Raw genomic sequence first — 18,184 nt, 5'->3', positions numbered from 1 at the left:
TTGTTTGCGCCCTTTACGTGGTCTTCTGTTTTGGAAACTATTAATTATGCATAGCGATTTAAAACCAGCCGTCAACAGTAAGCCTAAGATTATTTGGCTGAATGTTTTGGTTTTCTCAATCACTTTTCTTATCGCATTTATCGGCGTACCTGTTTATAGCTACTTTTATGATTTTGATGCTGCGACGATTATCGCCTTCGTTATTGCGACCGGTTACTGTGGGATGTCAATCACCGCAGGATACCATCGTTTGTGGTCACACCGCTCATATGAGACCAATGCTGTTATCCGCTTTTTCTACGCCATTGGTGGCGCATTTGCTATTCAAAATAGTGCTTTACATTGGTCATCAGATCACCGTATTCATCATAAGCATGTTGATGACAACGACCATGACCCGTATTCCGCAAAAAAAGGTTTTTGGTATTCGCATATCGGTTGGATGCTGCGGGAATATCAAGCGCACCGTTACCATGATTATAAAAACGTCAAAGACTTGCAGCGTGACCCGATAGTCATGTGGCAGCACAAGCATTATCTGCCACTGGTTTTATTGACTAATTTTGGTATTCCAATCGTTTTCGGTTTAATCAACGGTAATGTGCTCGGAAGCTTATTATTGATTGGTTTTATGCGATTAGTGATTAGCCACCACGTGACTTTCTTTATTAACTCGCTCGCTCATATGTGGGGAAGTCAACCATACAGTGATAAAAATACAGCAAAGGATAATCCAATTGTCGCACTATTAACCTATGGCGAGGGCTATCACAATTTCCATCATGCATTTCAGTACGATTACCGTAATGCGATTAAATGGTGGCAATTTGATCCCACCAAATGGTGGATAAAATCATTAAGCTTGGTGGGATTAGCTAGAAATTTAAAAAAGATTCCAGAAGAGAAAATTGCGCGGTCTATCGCTCAACAACAGCTCAGCAAAGCGCAAGGAAAACTACATAGTTTGAGCTTGCCCAACAAAGACGAGCTGCTAGAAAGAATCGAAAAAGAATACGAAGAGCTTCAAGTAAAAATGAATGAGTTCTACCGTTTGAAAAAGCAATGGTTAGAAGCGACTAAAGATAACTTAATTGAAAGTGTCGAGAAAAGTCAGCTCTCAAAACAATATCACGAATTAAAAGAAAGTTTTGTGGCTCAACAACAAAGCTGGAGAGTGTTAATCGGTCAGTATGCTTAAGGTTAACTGGCGTATCTTTAAAAAATGCCCGTCAATTGATGGGCATTTTTTTATTAAACCTATTTTTGTTAGATTCATTCGCTAGTTAATCTTGGCCCACGACAAATATCTTTAAAGCGCTAAATGTTGATCCGCGCAAGCTTACTCGCTCCATTAACGATTAAATAAGCACAACTATCTTTCCTTTGTGAGCGGCAGCGCCAAATCGACTAAATGCTTCGCGGACATCCTTTTCTTTAAATGAGAAATTGGAATCAACGACGGGCTTAAACTGATCCGCTTCAAAAAGAGTATTAAAATACTCAAGCTCACTGTTGGCGTGAAGCCCTATCACTTTGAGTTTTTTGTTTCGCGCGCGATTGATACGTAAACCTGAAAGAGCAATTTTCAACAGTGATAGCAAAGACCCTCCAACAGTTGCATAAACGCCATTCGGTTTTAAACAACGCTCATAATCTGCTGGTGACCGTTCCGTCTTAACATCGATAATCAAATCGTAACGCTGACTGTTTTGGGTGAAATCTGTGACGCTATAATCGATCACATGATCGAAACCCCAGGCTCGCATTGCCGCTAGTTTTTCCCCACTATCGACGCCCGTTACATGATTGTTATGAAGCTTGAGGAGTTGAATAGCGATACTTCCTACTCCACCTCCTGCTCCGTTTACAAGAACTGATAGCCCTGATTTATCAATACCGGCTGCCATTACGCTTTGTAATGCAAGCATTCCAGCTTGCGGAATGGCGGCGGCTTGCTCAAAGGTCATCTTTGCAGACTTTAATCTAATCGAATCTTGTGGCGCACACACGTACTCAGCAAATCCCCCAAAACCACATCCAGACAAATCACCATACACTTGGTCTCCAACCTTGAATGCGCTTACTCCACTACCAACTTTTTCGACCACTCCAGCAATGTCGGAACCTAAGATGATTTTCGGTCTAAATAGCCCTGCCATAAAACGATTTGGCACAAAAGGCGAGCTATGCAGCAACCCCCAATCCCAATCATTGAGGGATACAGCGTGGACTTTTATCAGCACTTGCTCGGAGCGAGGACTCGGCTGCTGAATCTCTCGAATTTGCAAAAAGTCAGGGGACCCGTATTTCTTAATGCTCAATGCTTTCATAGGCTCTAGTCCATACGGTTTGCTGGTATCTTGTCAGTGTTCGGTCAATAAAACACTCAAAACGGGAACTGAATCAAACACGATATATTTCACCGCTCACTTTGAACTGTCTTTACCATTCTCCAATCATTGTCCATCAGCCTTCATATCGGGAAATCGCCAGTCATTGAATTTCTAGAACGATTTCTCTCTACCGCTTAAGACTTGTCAAATCGCTTTGCCACATTCTTGGCAAAACTTTGAATCTTCCTCATTTAACTTTTTACAGGCGGTACATCTTATCATTATTACTCGGTTACGGTTATTACCTAGGTCGATATTGGCTTCTTCTAAAGCATCTTTTAACATGCCGCCTTTCATTCGACTGAATGGCTCTAAATCTGCTCGTTCTTTTTCTGGATTCAATTCGAAGCCCGATCCCGCTAGTCCACCTTTACCCATTGTTCTGAGAGCCGAGCCGATAAAAATTAACAAAATCCCAATCACGGCTCGGATAAAACTTGAATTTAGATCAGACTCCTTAAAAGTTTCACCTGATAGATTCGAGAAAATAAAAACAAATTTTGACAAAAATAATATTATTCCAATAAAAATTAACAGCATACCAGTGTAATAAATTATTTTTCGAGCATTAGATACTTGACGTGACATAGCTTTCCTTTTTTATTGTTAGTCGACTTTGTAGTCGTTAACTTTAAGTTTTTATAAGAATAGGCTTCTGAACAAACGCTTAATCTGACTATATCGGCCGGTTAAGTGCTTGTCCATATTTTCCTCTGGTTACATTCTAACCTGGTTACATTCTCACCTGGTAATATTTTCACCGGATCATCTTTTCACTTGGTCTTTAAGGCCCCTTAATAATCTTCAACTCGTTAGTTTTATCTTGAATTTTTAATTAGTTAATTGTACCAACAGCGAGTTAAAATGTACGAACTGCCATGTATCAATGTGTTGTATGGATAATAATCAATAGCAAAAATAGTAACTCAGTTTTAAAGGAAATTTAAATGAGATTAATCTTGATGAGTGTTGGATTACTGACTTGTTCACTTTTAACGACTGCAGCAATAGGACAGTCTAGTGATAATACACATAAACAGCCCGTTCCGGCGATAAAGCAAGTTAATCCGCAACAATTAAATATTATTGCTCAAGCGACCCAAGATATTGCAGAATCATACTTCAAAATGGGCTGGTTCTCCGGAAGCGTGCTGGTAGCCAAAGATGGCGGTATTATTTTAGAGAAATCATATGGGTTTTCAAATTTAAAAACCCAAAATAAAAATACTCGAGTTACAAAGTTTAATTTAGGCTCGATTATGAAGAATTTTACTCGTGTCCTCGTGCTTCAACAGATTCAGCATAACGCCCTGTCTTTAAACGATACTTTAGATAAATTCAAATTAGGCTTTAAGGAAGACATTGCGACAAAAATCACGATTAAACACTTACTTAATCATACTTCTGGTTTTCCCGATATATTCACTGCTGGATATCGAGAAAATCAATTAGGCTTTGATACGCTAAATAAAAAATTAGAATTACATAAAAACACACCCTTATTATTTGAACCTGGTAGCGACAGCAAGTATTCAAATTATGGCTATATTGTCCTCGGCGCGATTTTGGAAAAGGTGACTGGGAGCGCGTTCGAACAGCTTCTGGTCTCAAAAATATTTAAACCATTAGCGTTAAATAACACGAGTTTCAAAGTAAATGCGCTGGATGGTAACCAATCCATCCGCTACACCTACCTTTATGATGGCTCACTCAAGGAAGTTGGCGTGACAGAACATCCCAGCCCTGATGGTGGTATCGAGTCAACACCCGCTGATGTATTAACGTTTTACCGAGAGCTCTTTTATGGCGACAAATTGCTCGACCGGTCACATCCGACAATCAGAGCAGCGTTCAATATGGATGGTGAGCATTGGGGCGCTTATGGAGGAGGCTTAGGCGTAAGTTCTGCAGTAGAAATCAATTTGGTAGAAGGTATTGAAATTGTGGTACTCGCTAATACTGATCATTTAGTCGCCGAGTTGATATCTGGGCGAGTTCATTCGTTTATAAAAACGGGTAGCTATCAGTCTGCTCGTGAACGAGCAATTAACTATGCCTACCGAATTTACAAAGAACAAGGCAAAAATCGTTTTTATAAAAACTTTAAACAGCACTATGAACAAGACGGCTATACTCAGTTTATCGGTCGTACTATTAATGAGCTGGGCATGCAATTAATGGATACTGAGTCATGGAATGAAGCGTTTGATATTTTTAATTACTTAGTCGCTACCTTTCCAGAGGCACCGCAGGCTTATGATAGTCTTGCCTTTGCTCATTTGTCTAAAGGCGAAACTGCCATGGCCAAAACCATATTTGAAAAAGCGCTTGCGATAAACCCCAATTTCAATAGTGATTATGTAAGCGACAATTACGGTCATTCTAAATATGACCATTCTATTTATCGCCCCCGCTGACAACTCGATTGGCTTTATTGAAAACTTAAGACTGGGTAATCGGAAAAGTTTTTTCAGCCTTAGCACCACCCGACAACTTAATGACCAAAAAAGTCACGAGACAACTTAACAAAGCAATACCAATCCCGAAATCCCCGGTGATAAAAGAAGAATCTGTGGTATTAGTGGTTAACGGTGATAATACCTGTTGCATAAAAACATTGTGACTAGCATGAAATAAACAAACAGGCCAAATACTCTGAGATTTAAGGTAAAGCCAAGTCAGTAAATAGCTGAGTGAAATAACTAAAATTGAATGACAGGCTATCCCAAAATATATATTGTCACCTGTAAAATAAGGTGTGTAGAGAATGATAGGTAGGTGCCAGAATGCCCAAATAACGCCCACTAGCAAAGAAGTCTTGTGAAAAGAGTTAAACGCTAATAATTTAGGAACCAGAAACCCTCTCCAACCAAGCTCTTCTCCGAGCGCACCGGTTACAGCTGTTCCCAATACTCCAATTGTCGCACTCGTACCAACGATCAGTAAAATGGCAGAGCCTTCAGTTAACCCCGGCACAGCTGAGGTAAGTTGACTTAAGTATTCACTATTAGGAAAATTATCAAAAAATATCCAAACGGAAAAGTAAATAGGCAGAATATAAGCCAGCGGTAATAGATAACCAACAGCCAAGTATTTTAGTTTGTTGAACCCGAAAGCAAATGTTTTAAGCGAATCCTTGAACAATAGCTTAGTCGTAATCGCCCCAAGCCCAGGACACAACATATATAAAATAATGTACTCAATACTGTTTGATTGCTTCATGAAATACAAAGCAACTCCGCTCAATATCGAAGTAACCACTAAAAATACGATGATTTGTTTTACCCGATCGGTGCTAGCCTGCATAGTTAAAAATTCCCGCTTTAGAGAGGTTTATAATTGTTAAATTGAATACGCTAACGCATCAATAGTTGTTTTATTCTAACTATTGCTGTCCCAAGTTGTTCATATCATTTATTAGATACTTAGTTGACATTCCCTTGTTAAACAAGCAGCGAGTGCGCGATTAATCATTAAGCAATTGATGAGCTAACTTGCCCACTCTTTTAACTGCGTCCTCCACTGTTTCATCCCAAGGTAGTCCATAACTAATTCTGGCACAGCGTTTGTATTTTCCAGAAGCTGAAAATAAAACGCCCGGCGTAATACTAATCCCAGATTCGACGGACAGATGAAATAAGTCGGTTGAATCACAGCCCACAGGCAGCTCAACCCAGACGACTCCCCCACCTTGTGGATCAGAAATACAGGTTTTCTCTGGAAACGACTCCGCAATCAAAGCTCGCATGCGCTCTTTGTTAGTTCGTAAAACTTGGCGTAACCGCTTTATATTTCTATCATAGTCACCGCTGCGCAAGTACTCATTAATCACCCACTGGTTGAGTAAAGATGAGGAGCAAGATAAAGCACGTTTCAAGCCTTTCGCTTTTTGTTCAAACCGATTAGATAAAATCCATCCGACCCGATAACTCGGTGCGGCAGTTTTTGAAAAAGAACTACAAGTTATTACTAAACCTTTTTTTGAATACGCCTGCATAGGTAAAACGTCTTCATCATCAAAATGGAGCTCGCCATAAACATCATCTTCAATCAACGGAATATTTTTTGCTTCTAGAATTTCGACAATTGATTGACGTTTTTCATCACTCATACATGAGCCAGTTGGATTATTGATCAAGGAAGAAAACACACAGCAAGTGACTCGGTGCTCATCTAACGATTCTTGTAAATCATCTAGACAGATTCCGTCAGCGCAGGTAGGGATCTCCAACGCCATCATGCCGAGATTTTCAATAAGCTCCAAAATACCAAAATAGGTAGGTGATTCTACCGCGACAATATCACCTGCCTTGGCAACACTTTGCAATGCAATTGCTAATGCTTCCTGAGCCCCATTGGTAACAATGATATCCTCATGACGCGCCTCTACTCCGCGCTCTAAATAACGTTGAGCAATCTGCCGTTTTAGTGGCAAGTACCCATCCATTGGTCCATAAGCCATTACTTTAGGGCCGGCATTGGCAAGCACTCGTCGCATGATTCTCGCTAAGGTCTTATCGGGTGGACTCGCCATGACGGGGTGGGAAACGCCTAGCGGTATTGTATTCGGCGCGTGAACCGCTTCATACGCTTCTTCAATTAATGTTTGACAACGAACTGGAACCGGCCGGCGCACAAATCTAGGTCGTTTCGGACTCGATATTTCAAAGCTCGCCGCTCTAAGAAAATAGCCGGATTTGGGTCTCGCTTCTACTTTCCCTAGACGTTCTAACTCAATGTAAGCCTGCTTTACGGTTGGAATACTGACACTCAGCTGAGCACTTAATTTTCTTAAGGAAGGTAATTTATCTCCTGGATTGAGCGTACCGCTCTCTTGCATGGCTCCAATTAACTCAATGACCTGTTGATAGAGAAACTGCTCTCCACTTTTTGAAATAACTGTCGACATAACTAAAAGTTCTCTTATATTTCCAATACATTAACGACAATCAGGTAACCCCAGAATATTCAAGAGTTGCGTCTACCGGGCTCAATCCTAGAATATCTGTATAGGTCGCATTTCATCTTTTCTGTATATGTTTAGTATACACATTACACGTATATTTAAAACCTCTTTAACACAATGAATATTTTTACCGGCCTAATTCGGTTAAATATTGGGAGAGCACCCATGCAAAATATCTTTTTATATGCAACCACAGTATTAATTTGGGGCTCTACCTGGTTTGCCATTGAATTTCAACTCGGCGAAGTACCCGTCGAAGTATCTCTGGTCTATCGCTTCGCTTTAGCTGCAGCGATTATCTTGGTTATCAGTAAACTGAGTGGCCTAAATTTGAAGTTTAATGTTAAGCAGCATTTCTTTATGGCACTACTCGGTTTATTAAATTTTAGTATGAATTACGTCACGCTTTATCATGCCCAAGCCTATTTTACCTCGGCAATGACATCCATTGGTTTCTCAATGCTGCTATTGATTAACATTGTTAACACACGGATATTTTTTGGAAAAAAGATTGAGACTAAAACCTACTTTGGCGCAGCGCTAGGTATTTTTGGAATTGTTGTTTTATTCTGGCCAGAAGTCAGCCAATTTGAAAGTAACTCGGGCGTGCTAACTGGTGCGATACTTGTCTTAAGTGGCACCCTCATTGCTTCGCTCGGCAATATGGTAAGTGTAAGAAACTCGAATAATGATCTTCCGGTTTTTCAGACGAGCGGATGGGGAATGTTGTACGGGACGATTTTTCTAACGATTGCAGCAATGCTAAATGGCGCCACCTTCACAATCAGTTATGAACCCAGTTATTTAATTTCTCTCGGCTACCTATCTATTTTTGGTACGGTTATCGCTTTTTACAGTTACTTTATGCTGTTAAAAAACATTGGTCCGGAGAGAGCCAGTTATAGCATTGTATTATTTCCTGTCGTCGCCGTAATTTTGAGTAGTTTATACGAAGGTTTTGAGTGGAATATTTTTACTATTGGTGGATTTTTGTTTGTTGCAAGCGGCAACCTGCTGGTGCTAACACCGCTCCATAAACTTACTTTGCTTTGGGAAAAGTGTAAATGTCTTCCCAAAAAATCAGCTAAGAACCCATCCGAATCGACTTGCATTCCTTCTAAGCAGTTTGAACCGAGTTAGCCTGCACTTAAAGTGCACCCTTTGCCCAACCCAACGTAAGAATCTCGTCACGGGTTGGGCTTTTTTCTATACGCGACTAAACAGCAAACCTCAATCCATACGTGTTGCCCCTTTTCCATGCACAATTAGCGACAGTTTTGGCAAATTTTGATGAGCTGATAACAATTGAGTCGGCTAATTCTAGGTCTTCTTCACATTCAACTCTGACACCACCAAGTGGCGAGTAATCCAAAATTCGGCAAGATGCAACTTGGTTTTCAGTCTGCACACTACCAGTCAAGTGTCGCGTGCTAAAGCGTGCAAAATGTCTACGATCATCGGTACGAGAAATCGGCAAAGTTTCATCAAAGTTTTCAGGCCGATAATCTTCAATGTTGGTTAACCTTTCAATGACGGAATCATGAATAGCGACATTAATCGGTTCCTCTGATGGATCGCCTTTTAAATTTCTGACACCAATCATACCGGTAACTTTTTCCATTACTCGATAAAATAAATTATATGAGTCATGAAGTTCATCATGTACGTTGGCATTCACATTGTCAGGGTTAGAAAGGTACGCTTGATCAAAATCCAAACCGAGACAATTTGCTTTATGCAGCATCCACATCAAAGCAATATCGGCTAACCCACTATTTTTGTAGCCGCCGCCAACATCACTATGCACGCCTGAAAACCAAACCTGTTCAACGGTCTGTTCAGGCAAAGTTTTACCCGTCCACAGTGCCGGTACAAAGGGCGCGCGTTTTTCATCGATCGCCAAAGCTTGAAAGGCATTTTTGATATCTGGACTTAGGTGAGTATTAAAGAAGCCGACAAGTGGTTTAGTTAGCTTGCCGAGAAACGGCGTTGGTGCGCCCAATGCGCCGACAGTATCCCAAACTCCCATCATTTGGATGCTCGGTCTTACAAACTCACTATAAACTTGAGCATCGCGTTTGTGAGGCGGCGTGCGATAATATTTGTAAGCAACCCTTAATTCATCAAGCCTGTTCTTCGGTAGCAAACCAATTGTTTGAAACATGCCACCGAGCGCCCGAGCGGTATATGCGCCTCTGCTAAACCCAAAGCAAAAGATTTCATCACCCGCTTGATAATTATGCGCGATAAAACGATAGGCATCCAAGACATTCTGTTCAACCCCTTTACCAAATGCTCCGCCAATAAACTTGTCAAACAAATTATAAGTGCCAACACCTTGATCATAAAACACAACTTGCGGTGTTCCATCATCAGCAATCGGTTTGATCGCTCGAACGGTTTTAATAACATTAGTTATCTTTTCGGGAGTATTCCAAGTACCATCACAGCATATGATTAAACGCTTATTTCGACTTTCCATCACATTTCTCCATCAAGTCATTGCGACTGCGTTAAATTAGATTCCATCCTAAGTGCGACAAGATATCTTTCATGTCACATTAAAAGAAATACAGGAAACGACTCTAGTAATATAGATTGATTTGCTATTCGTTGGCTAATGCTAAATCATAAATTCAGAATTTTATTCAGAAATGAGATTCATTGATAAATAGAAGGATTAATCAGCAGCAAGCTAATTAACAGAAGTTATAAAAGCCACTCTAAATCAAATAGCTCTCGAAATCCGATTGGACAAATCTTCGCCTGTTTAAACCTCAGCATGGATACAACTCAATCTTAATTTAAGCGATGGTTGACTGAAGTGGCTCGCCAACTCCTGTAAAACCTATGAAAAGGCAATGTAAAGAAAAAGCTAACTTATTGATTTATAAAGCAACAAGGACTTATTCATGTTCAGCTCTCTGCTTACCTGCTCGCTTTTTGAACATTTTTTGTATACCCACCTTGATCACTGTGTATATGTGTGTATACTGTATATACACAATATACACAGTTAGTTTATTTATTTGAAGATATTAATGGATAGCGAATTTATTTTGTCGCAAGCCGATGGTCGCCCAATGTATTTGCAGATCATCGAGCAAATAAAACGCCGCATATCAATCGGCGATTGGCCAGCTGGACACAAGCTGCCTTCGATCAGAGAGTTTGCGGTGTCATTGAGAGTCAGCGTTATTACGGTTAAGCGTGCCTATCAGGAACTAGAAAGCGAAGGCGTAATTACTACCCAACACGGCAAAGGCTCTTTTGTTTCTATCGATAGCCAACTAGATGAACAGTTACGAGAGAAAGATATGAATCAGCACTTAGTAGAAGCAATTAAAATCGCAGAGTCATTAGGGCTCAGTGAAAAAGAAATTAAATTAAGAATCGAACAACTTTACCGTCAAAGCTCAAAACCAAAAACGACGAATCAGTCTTAGTTCATAGGAAAACACCGATGAAAGATTACGACAATTCTATGGCAATTCAGATGCGAAATGTATGTAAGCATTATCCGCATTTCGATTTGCAGAATATCAGCCTAGAATTACCTAAAGGTAGCATAATGGGATTTATTGGCCCTAACGGCGCAGGCAAATCAACAACTATCCGTATTCTGATGGGTTTAGTTCAGCAAGATAGCGGTATTGTGAACGTGCTTGGTAACCAAATGCCAACCCATCAAATTGCCGCCAAATGGGATATAGGTTTCGCCTCTGAAGATATGCGACTTTACAAGAATGAAACTATTCAATGGCATATGGATTACATCAAATCCATTTATCCAACCTGGGACACAAACTATGCCAAACAATTAGTCAAACGTTTTGATTTAACTCGCCATCAGAAAGTTAAAGGACTATCGCACGGTCAGAGAGTTAAAGCAGGTTTATTACTCATGTTGGCCCGAAAACCAAAGCTATTGCTACTCGATGAGCCTACGACAGGATTAGACCCTGTTGCTCGTCATGAAGTAATTAATGAATTAATGGATGTTTTATTAGACGAGGAAAGAAGTATTCTGTTTTCTTCACATAATACTCAGGATGTCGAGCAGCTTTCTGACGAAATTACTTTTATTGATAAAGGACGAATTATCAGCTCGGAAAATAAAGAGTCTTACTTAGAAAAGTGGCGCAGAATTCGACTAGAGATATCAAGTGACAAACAGTTGCCTTCATTAACAGGCATGGTAGAACAGAGGAGAAGTGGAACTCAAGCCATTATTACCGCTAAATCTTTTTCGGAAAATATGGCTGAAACTTATCGAAATTGTGGAGCGCATATTCACTCGATAGAAAATATGACCTTAGAAGAAATATTTGTTTCTGAAGTTCAATCAAGTCGAGCTTTCAATAGCTCATTAGATGCCGCGACTACAGGTGATAATATGAATAAGGGAGCTGCCGCATGAACTGGATTATGATAAAACACTTGATTGCCAAGGATTGGCATTTTAACCGAATTCCGTTGATGCTCTATACGTTGGTCGGATTTATCGCGCTGGCAATGTTACCCTTTAATCAACAGGGATTATTTTATGTCAGTATGGTGCTACTGATTTCAAGCGTTATTGTTGTTGGCGCCCATTTAGTATTTGTGACTGTCGTGATAGAAAGAAAAGAGCAAACGTTGCCTTTTGTTATGAGCTTACCTATCTCGTTCATGGATTTTACGATGGCAAAGCTACTAGTCAATCTGGGGGCTTTTATGACGATTTGGTTCGTTCTTGTTGCAGGAATGATGGGAATTATCTTCTCTGTCGATACGTTGCCAAATGGTTTAGTTCCTTATGCAACAATCGCATTGATAGAGTTAATCGTTGCATACGTATTAGTGCTTTCGGTGGCGATCGTTACAGAATCCGAAGCGTGGACAATTGTGGTGATGACATTAACAAATGTTTGCGTGTCATTATTCTGGTACTTCCTTGGTAGCTTTGAATCAATCGCAAAATACATCGAGGGTGAAGTTGCAGTATGGAATTCGACTGCTTTCGCATTTATCGCCATCGAAATAGGCATTATTGCGACGATGATAGGACTGGTCTTCTACTTCCAGTCTAGGAAAACCGAATTTCTCTAACGGTCACCTTTTACATTTAAATCTTATTCCACCTAAATTTTTTAACCTAGTCTAGACTAGCCGGAGGACATTATGTCAAACGCCAATATTGGCGAGAGTTTCGCTCGTCCTAATAAAAATGAAAACAAAAATCCTCAGAAAGTAATAGAGCATGTCTCTAGCAAAGACAACAACATTGATAGTGTCGGAGTTGTTCGTTATCACTATATGGATAACTTACGAGCAATAGCAATGGTAGCTGGAGTCTTTTTTCATGCCGCGCTGGCTTATAGTCCGCTGATGCAAAACTTGTGGCTATCGGCCGACCCACAAAATTCAATGTCCCTTGATGCCGTAGCATGGTTTAGCCATTTATTTCGTATGCCACTTTTCTTTTTAATCTCTGGCTTTTTTGCCATGATGCTAATCGATAAACGGGGTATCGGTGGCTTCTTAAAAAATCGATTTTTAAGAATTGGTCTACCATTTATTGTTTTTCTTCCCCTGGTTATTATAAGTTTTATCGCTTTGGTAGGTTTCGCCTTAGCTGAAATTCAGCCACTATCTCCGATGCTACAAATGATAGCTGCGACACAAAGTAATCCGGATATTCCGCAGCCGCCATTCAGCACTACGCACCTTTGGTTTTTATTTAATTTGCTTCAATTTACAATTGTACTCGCACTGCTTCAGAGATTTACTGTAATCCGCGCCAAGCTATATCATTTGACAACATCTATTCCGTTTCTTTTGATAGTTCTACCACTAATAATCACACCATCGTTGTATTCTCAGGCGCTGCCTCACCCTGCACCAGAGCGGATTTATCCAGAAATTTGGTCCTTTGGATTTTATGGGTTATTTTTCTTAGTCGGCGTTTCAATATTCAAAAACCAGTCAGTCATTGACGCTCTCAATCGTTACATTTGGTTGCTTTTCGGCGGAAGCCTTTTAGCTTATCGATTCGTGTATCTCGCCTTTCCAGAGTCCTTAACCATCATGGATATGCTACCAAAAGTGGATCAGGGCTTTTCATTAAACCATTTTGTTATTGCGTTTCTTGAGGCGCTTGTGGCTGTTTACATGACTCTCTTTTGTTTAGTGGTCGGCCGAAAGTTGCTCAATGATAAAAGTAAAACTATGCGGTTAATATCAGACTCGTCTTACTGGATCTATATAGTTCACTTACCGGTATTGTTTTATATTCAGTTTTTACTTTTGGAAACTAATTGGAATATATGGGTAGAGTTTTTGATAAGTAGCTTGGGAACTCTCATGATTGGTCTAGTGAGCTACTTCGTCTTGGTAAAATGGACGCCTATTGGTTGGATGCTTAATGGCAAAAAATAAACAAACTAATTTTAGATAGGTTCTAAATAAACACCGCGAATTGAAATCTCTCGGTGTTTGTTTAACTAGTCGATAAAATTAGCCGTTAGAGCGATTTGAGCTGTTCTTTGGTAAGCAAGAATACACCATGACCACCTCTCTCAAACTCGAGCCACAAAAATTCAGTATGAGGAAAAGCCGCTTCTAAAGCCATTGCGCTGTTACCGACTTCAATAATCAATATACCATTTTCGGCTAAATAGTCATTTGCTTGCTCAAGTAATTGGCGGGTCAAATCTAAACCGTCAACTCCCGAGACTAAACCGAGTTTAGGCTCTGCTAAGTACTCTTCTGGAATTTCATCGAAGTCTTCTTGATCTACATAGGGTGGATTAGAAACAATAATGTTATATTGTATTTGAGGAATGTTTTCAAATAAGTCGGATTCATAAAACTCGACATTGTCTTGAGCGAGTCTCTGACGGTTAATGTTGGCAACGTCAATACAGTCCGCAGAGATGTCGCCTGCAACGACCATTGCATGTGGAAAATGCTGAGCACAAGCAATGGCGATACAACCACTTCCAGTACAAAGATCTAAAATATTGTCGACGCTATCCGCATCAATCCATGGCTGAAATTGGTTTTCGATTAACTCTCCGATTGGTGAGCGAGGAACTAAAACACGCTCATCAACATAATATTCACTACCGCAAAATACAGCACGGTTAGTGAGGTATGCGACAGGCACTTTATCATTAATACGTTTTGCGACTCGCTCGGCAATTACACGCTTTTCTTCACGAGTTAGACGTGATAATAAAATTGCATCGGGCGTATCTCCCGGCAAATCAAATGTCTGTAAGACTAAATTGACTGCTTCATCCCAGGGGTTATCAGTGCCGTGTCCATAATAAATTTCTGACTGGCAAAAACAACTATATGACCAACGAATAAAATCTTGAATGGTTTTGAGATCATCAACAGCGTTATTTACTGACTCATTGGACAAAGTGAATGACATACTAAGCTGCCTCTTTTTCATGTTCTAAAGCTTCAATAATCTTGTTCCTAACTGTATCCACTAATTTCCGACGTTCATCCGCTGAGTATTGAGTAGCATCAACAGGTTTACACACTTCAACTTCAATATCCTGGTCGATGTATAGTGTCAGATCTTTTCCACTCTGAACTTTATGAATATCTTTGATTGCTAGCGGCACTATCAATGCTCCCGTATCGAGTGCAACATGAAACGCACCACGTTTAAAAGGAGCAACTTTTCCATCTCTTGACCGTGTCCCTTCTGGGGCAACCCAAAGAATGATTCCATCAAGCATCTTTTCTTTAGCAATTTGCAAGTCTTTGACAGATTGTTCTCGGTTTTGTCTATCGATCGACAGAAACTCTCCACGTCGAAGTGCTGCTGAGAAAACAGGAATTCTGTAGAGTTCTTTTTTAGCTAACATCCGTAAACTCGTGTTAAGCGCTACCGCGCTTATCGGAATATCGTACAAGCTACTATGATTGCACATCACGATTATCGGTCTATCGCCTTTTTGAGGCATATTTTCCAACCCAATAACATTGACGCGAACTTTCACCAACCCTAATAAATGCTTCGACCAATTAAACAGCTGCTTATCCACGAGTGCTCGTTTTTTACTGGCTAAGAAAGACCCTGCAATAACGATGATGCAGTGATAAAAAGTATAGACCCCAGTCATCACTAAGATCCAATAGAAATGTAATTTACTAATTCGTCTTCCGCTCATAAAAAAACCTAAAGCTTTTATTTTTTATTGTGCTAGAAATACCGTTTCTAAATGGCCGATACCATTTTCAAAATTAAGCTTAGCCACCTGCGCGGTTTGAAAACCAACAATATTGCACCCAGGTGATAAGTATTGACAGAGACTAGCCACTATAGGCATATGACTGACAATCATTATTCGCTCATCAGGAAGCGCTAATAAAAAATCGCCAAGAATTCTGTGATCACCATAATGAACTAGCAAGTCTTCGGTTTCAAAAGGATTATCAATCGCTAAAATAGGGTGGACAATTTGAGCCGTTTCTTGAGTGCGCCTAAATGGACTGACTAACATTCGTTGTGGAAGAGGAGCGCTATCATTGAGAATTTGCCTGGCCACAGATGCCGCTTGTTGCTCTCCAACTGGAGACAATGCCCGGTTAAAGTCAGTCTCAAACTGACTTTCTGCCAAGCCATGTCGCATTATCCAGAGTGTTCGCAATTCAATATCCTCGAATTTTTTTCGCTAGGCACCGAGCTCTTGCGCAAAACGCTTCACGGTTTCAAGTTTTTCTTCGCTAAGCCGCGGACCGAATTGGGTGACTAGTTGCGCCGAAGCAAAACTAGCCAACTCCCCAGCTTTTTCAACGCTCAATCCTGAGTTGATTCCATGCAAAAAACTACCCGCAAATAGATCACCAGCACCATTGGTATCGATCGCATCCACCGGATTGCCCGAAATTTTAATTTCCTGATCGCCTTGCTTGATTAATGCGCCATCAGCCCCAAGTGTGACAATCAACGTTTTCGCAACTTTGCTGAGCTTTGTTGCTGCAGCAGCCAAATCAGATTCTTGCGCATACATGGTGGCTTCATCAAAGTTACAAAACAATAAATCAACGCCATTACCGATAATCGCTTCAAGTCCATCGCGACAAAACTTAACCATGTTGGGATCCGATAATGAAAAAGCCGTCTTAACGCCATTATCTTCGGCAAATTTTTTCGCCTTTACTGCAGCAGCAAGTGCCATCGGAGCACTCGACAAATAGCCTTCGACGTACAAATATTGGGAATCTTTTAGTGCACCCTCATCAATTTGATGATAATCAATGTCTCCGGTTATTCCTAAAAACGTATTCATTGTCCGATCGGCATCCTCACTGATCATCACCAAACACTTACCGGTAACGCCCTCTTCCAACTCTCTGGATGACAAGTTACTGTGTACACCGTGGGCCAAAAGGTCATCGCGATAGAAAATACCGGTTTCGTCGTTAGCGACTTTACAAGAATAAAAACATTGAGAGCCTAATGACTGAGCGCCTATGATTGTATTGGCTGCCGATCCGCCACAGGCTCTTGAGTGATGTTTACCATGAAAAGCTTTTGACAACTCAATTTGGCGCGACTCCTCAATAAGCGTCATAACGCCTTTCTCAACATCTAGACTCGTCAACTCTTCTGCAGTTGTTTCGATTTCAAAATCCACCAGAGCGTTGCCAATACCGTAAACCTGATATGTTTTATTCATTGAGTTTCCTTTTGAAATCGCGCCTTAAGCATTAAAGCGGCTCAAACCATTAATAGAAACGACTAAGATTAGCCGTCCAGCCAAATTTAGGCCGCATTTTACCCTAAAAATCGACGACAGGTACAACATCCCGTTAGATTAATCAGGAATTGAAGATATGAAAAGCTCAGTTTATCGGTTGAATATGCTAGAATTCCCTCAAATTCATTGTTCCGCCCGACCGAGTATGCAGGCCTTATTTGTAGACAACCTTACCGTTATTGATTTCTCTTATTTCCATCCACATCGTGGGATTGTCGGAGAGAGTCTTATTTTGGATGTTATTCTTCATGGCGAGCTCAATGAAGAAGGAATGTTGTTTGATTTTTCTTTTGTAAAGAAGCGGATTAAGTCTTGTGTTGATTCGCTTGTCGACCACAAGTTTCTCGTCGCGAGAAAAACTCCGCTATTAAAGGTCACAGAGTCGCCTCAACAACTTGAACTACAGTTGGTGCTTAGAACTGGTGAACATTACACTCACGTGAGTCCAGAACAGGCTGTCTACTTTGTTGATTCTGATGAAGTGACCCCTGAAACAATCGCTGCTTCGATTAACCACGAAATAAAAAAAATATTACCCGAAAACGTCACTAGAGTTGACTTAAACCTTCGAGCAGAACTAATCGAGGGCGACTTTTATCATTACAGTCATGGTCTTAAAAAGCACTTTGGTGACTGTCAACGAATCGCCCACGGCCACCGTTCGAAAATCGAAGTATGGGAAAATGATTACTTCTCAGCAAAATGGTCGTCGCACATTGCTAAAATGTGGCAAGACATATACCTTGCCACCCAGGACGACATCATCGAAAGGCCCACTATCAAAGGCGCGGAATATTTAACTTTTCAATACCACGCAAATCAAGGCACCTTCAAGTTGACCATGCCCGCTGAAAAGTGTTTTATTATGAATACCGACACGACTGTTGAACTGATTGCGCTATTCCTAGCGAACTATTTAAAACAACAAGTCCCAGAGGCGGAGTTTAAAGTGAAAGCCTATGAGGGCGTAGATAAGGGCGCGATTGCAATACGTTAACTTTCGTAATCGGGGTAAACGTTAGCCGGTAATTCTCTTAAATATTCTTTAATCGTTTACA

17 protein-coding genes are annotated in these 18,184 nt (G+C 40.5%); 8 read left to right on the top strand and 9 right to left on the bottom strand.

Going from position 1 to position 18,184, the window contains the following annotated elements; all coding sequences use genetic code 11:
• Positions 1 to 46: 46 nt before the first annotated feature.
• A complete protein-coding gene (locus tag FLL45_RS01000) occupies positions 47 to 1,198 on the top strand; it encodes an acyl-CoA desaturase (protein WP_142887929.1) in 1,152 nt (383 codons plus the stop codon).
• A gap of 160 nt (positions 1,199 to 1,358) precedes the next feature.
• Here FLL45_RS01000 and FLL45_RS00995 read toward each other — a convergent pair whose 3' ends face one another.
• Positions 1,359 to 2,330 (bottom strand): NAD(P)-dependent alcohol dehydrogenase, encoded by a 972-nt coding sequence (locus FLL45_RS00995; protein ID WP_142887928.1) that lies wholly within the window; start codon positions 2,328 to 2,330, stop codon positions 1,359 to 1,361.
• Positions 2,331 to 2,537: 207 nt separating this feature from the next.
• The gene (locus FLL45_RS00990; protein WP_142887927.1) at positions 2,538 to 2,981 is read right to left on the bottom strand and encodes a zinc ribbon domain-containing protein; all 444 of its coding nucleotides are present in this window, start codon (positions 2,979 to 2,981) and stop codon (positions 2,538 to 2,540) included.
• 359 nt (positions 2,982 to 3,340) lie between these two features.
• Here FLL45_RS00990 and FLL45_RS00985 point away from each other — a divergent pair, with 359 nt between their 5' ends.
• A complete protein-coding gene (locus tag FLL45_RS00985; RefSeq protein ID WP_210247084.1) occupies positions 3,341 to 4,810 on the top strand; it encodes a serine hydrolase in 1,470 nt (489 codons plus the stop codon).
• Positions 4,811 to 4,835: 25 nt separating this feature from the next.
• Here the strand turns inward: FLL45_RS00985 and FLL45_RS00980 are convergent, their stop codons facing one another.
• Positions 4,836 to 5,699 carry a CPBP family intramembrane glutamic endopeptidase gene (locus tag FLL45_RS00980; RefSeq protein ID WP_142887926.1) on the bottom strand — a complete coding sequence of 288 codons (864 nt, stop codon included), beginning with the start codon at positions 5,697 to 5,699 and terminating at the stop codon, positions 4,836 to 4,838.
• Between the two features lie 160 nt (positions 5,700 to 5,859).
• Positions 5,860 to 7,302: an aminotransferase-like domain-containing protein gene (locus FLL45_RS00975; RefSeq protein ID WP_142887925.1), complete on the bottom strand. Its 1,443-nt coding sequence runs from the start codon at positions 7,300 to 7,302 to the stop codon at positions 5,860 to 5,862.
• A 222-nt stretch (positions 7,303 to 7,524) separates the two neighbouring features.
• Between FLL45_RS00975 and FLL45_RS00970 the strand changes: the two genes are divergently transcribed.
• Positions 7,525 to 8,499 carry a DMT family transporter gene (locus FLL45_RS00970; protein WP_142887924.1) on the top strand — a complete coding sequence of 325 codons (975 nt, stop codon included), beginning with the start codon at positions 7,525 to 7,527 and terminating at the stop codon, positions 8,497 to 8,499.
• A 76-nt stretch (positions 8,500 to 8,575) separates the two neighbouring features.
• Here FLL45_RS00970 and FLL45_RS00965 read toward each other — a convergent pair whose 3' ends face one another.
• Positions 8,576 to 9,841, bottom strand: coding sequence for a DUF2235 domain-containing protein (locus tag FLL45_RS00965; protein WP_142887923.1), 1,266 nt, complete (start codon positions 9,839 to 9,841; stop codon positions 8,576 to 8,578).
• A 559-nt stretch (positions 9,842 to 10,400) separates the two neighbouring features.
• Here FLL45_RS00965 and FLL45_RS00960 point away from each other — a divergent pair.
• The 4 genes from FLL45_RS00960 (at position 10,401) to FLL45_RS00945 (ending at position 13,779) form a co-directional block, all read left to right on the top strand.
• A complete protein-coding gene (locus tag FLL45_RS00960; RefSeq protein ID WP_210247083.1) occupies positions 10,401 to 10,805 on the top strand; it encodes a GntR family transcriptional regulator in 405 nt (134 codons plus the stop codon).
• A gap of 17 nt (positions 10,806 to 10,822) precedes the next feature.
• Positions 10,823 to 11,779, top strand: coding sequence for an ABC transporter ATP-binding protein (locus FLL45_RS00955; protein ID WP_142887922.1), 957 nt, complete (start codon positions 10,823 to 10,825; stop codon positions 11,777 to 11,779).
• Positions 11,776 to 12,450, top strand: coding sequence for a hypothetical protein (locus FLL45_RS00950; protein WP_142887921.1), 675 nt, complete (start codon positions 11,776 to 11,778; stop codon positions 12,448 to 12,450). The genes FLL45_RS00955 and FLL45_RS00950 overlap by 4 nt, the downstream gene beginning before the upstream one ends.
• 72 nt (positions 12,451 to 12,522) lie before the next feature.
• Positions 12,523 to 13,779, top strand: coding sequence for an acyltransferase family protein (locus tag FLL45_RS00945; protein WP_142887920.1), 1,257 nt, complete (start codon positions 12,523 to 12,525; stop codon positions 13,777 to 13,779).
• Positions 13,780 to 13,864: 85 nt separating this feature from the next.
• Here the strand turns inward: FLL45_RS00945 and prmB are convergent, their stop codons facing one another.
• Genes prmB through FLL45_RS00925 form a run of 4 tightly spaced genes read right to left on the bottom strand, consistent with a single transcriptional unit; the run spans position 13,865 to position 17,045 of the window.
• Entirely contained in the window at positions 13,865 to 14,782 is a 918-nt protein-coding gene (prmB, locus tag FLL45_RS00940; protein ID WP_142887919.1) for a 50S ribosomal protein L3 N(5)-glutamine methyltransferase, read from the bottom strand.
• A gap of 1 nt (position 14,783) precedes the next feature.
• Positions 14,784 to 15,533 carry a lysophospholipid acyltransferase family protein gene (locus FLL45_RS00935; RefSeq protein WP_142887918.1) on the bottom strand — a complete coding sequence of 250 codons (750 nt, stop codon included), beginning with the start codon at positions 15,531 to 15,533 and terminating at the stop codon, positions 14,784 to 14,786.
• A 24-nt stretch (positions 15,534 to 15,557) separates the two neighbouring features.
• Entirely contained in the window at positions 15,558 to 16,013 is a 456-nt protein-coding gene (gene sixA, locus FLL45_RS00930; protein ID WP_142887917.1) for a phosphohistidine phosphatase SixA, read from the bottom strand.
• A gap of 24 nt (positions 16,014 to 16,037) precedes the next feature.
• Positions 16,038 to 17,045: an adenosine kinase gene (locus FLL45_RS00925; RefSeq protein ID WP_142887916.1), complete on the bottom strand. Its 1,008-nt coding sequence runs from the start codon at positions 17,043 to 17,045 to the stop codon at positions 16,038 to 16,040.
• A gap of 157 nt (positions 17,046 to 17,202) precedes the next feature.
• Here FLL45_RS00925 and FLL45_RS00920 point away from each other — a divergent pair, with 157 nt between their 5' ends.
• Complete coding sequence (locus FLL45_RS00920) at positions 17,203 to 18,123, top strand: 6-carboxytetrahydropterin synthase (protein WP_210247082.1); 921 nt, start codon at positions 17,203 to 17,205, stop codon at positions 18,121 to 18,123.
• Positions 18,124 to 18,184: the final 61 nt, after the last annotated feature.

The sequence above is a fragment of the Aliikangiella marina genome (assembly GCF_007004765.1).
Taxonomy (GTDB): domain Bacteria; phylum Pseudomonadota; class Gammaproteobacteria; order Enterobacterales; family Kangiellaceae; genus Aliikangiella; species Aliikangiella marina.
Note: the sequence above shows the minus strand (reverse complement) of the source record. Positions and strands in the feature narration are given on the sequence as shown.

Coding starts and splice junctions, on each gene's coding strand:
- FLL45_RS00995 (WP_142887928.1), bottom strand. CDS start 2,330: ATGAAAGCATTGAGCATTAAGAAATACGGGTCCCCTGACTTTTTGCAA.
- FLL45_RS00985 (WP_210247084.1), top strand. CDS start 3,341: ATGAGATTAATCTTGATGAGTGTTGGATTACTGACTTGTTCACTTTTA.
- FLL45_RS00925 (WP_142887916.1), bottom strand. CDS start 17,045: ATGAATAAAACATATCAGGTTTACGGTATTGGCAACGCTCTGGTGGAT.
- FLL45_RS00980 (WP_142887926.1), bottom strand. CDS start 5,699: ATGCAGGCTAGCACCGATCGGGTAAAACAAATCATCGTATTTTTAGTG.
- FLL45_RS00975 (WP_142887925.1), bottom strand. CDS start 7,302: ATGTCGACAGTTATTTCAAAAAGTGGAGAGCAGTTTCTCTATCAACAG.
- FLL45_RS00990 (WP_142887927.1), bottom strand. CDS start 2,981: ATGTCACGTCAAGTATCTAATGCTCGAAAAATAATTTATTACACTGGT.
- FLL45_RS00950 (WP_142887921.1), top strand. CDS start 11,776: ATGAACTGGATTATGATAAAACACTTGATTGCCAAGGATTGGCATTTT.
- FLL45_RS00935 (WP_142887918.1), bottom strand. CDS start 15,533: ATGAGCGGAAGACGAATTAGTAAATTACATTTCTATTGGATCTTAGTG.
- FLL45_RS00965 (WP_142887923.1), bottom strand. CDS start 9,841: ATGGAAAGTCGAAATAAGCGTTTAATCATATGCTGTGATGGTACTTGG.
- FLL45_RS00920 (WP_210247082.1), top strand. CDS start 17,203: ATGAAAAGCTCAGTTTATCGGTTGAATATGCTAGAATTCCCTCAAATT.
- prmB (WP_142887919.1), bottom strand. CDS start 14,782: ATGTCATTCACTTTGTCCAATGAGTCAGTAAATAACGCTGTTGATGAT.
- FLL45_RS01000 (WP_142887929.1), top strand. CDS start 47: ATGCATAGCGATTTAAAACCAGCCGTCAACAGTAAGCCTAAGATTATT.
- FLL45_RS00970 (WP_142887924.1), top strand. CDS start 7,525: ATGCAAAATATCTTTTTATATGCAACCACAGTATTAATTTGGGGCTCT.
- FLL45_RS00960 (WP_210247083.1), top strand. CDS start 10,401: ATGGATAGCGAATTTATTTTGTCGCAAGCCGATGGTCGCCCAATGTAT.
- FLL45_RS00955 (WP_142887922.1), top strand. CDS start 10,823: ATGAAAGATTACGACAATTCTATGGCAATTCAGATGCGAAATGTATGT.
- FLL45_RS00945 (WP_142887920.1), top strand. CDS start 12,523: ATGTCAAACGCCAATATTGGCGAGAGTTTCGCTCGTCCTAATAAAAAT.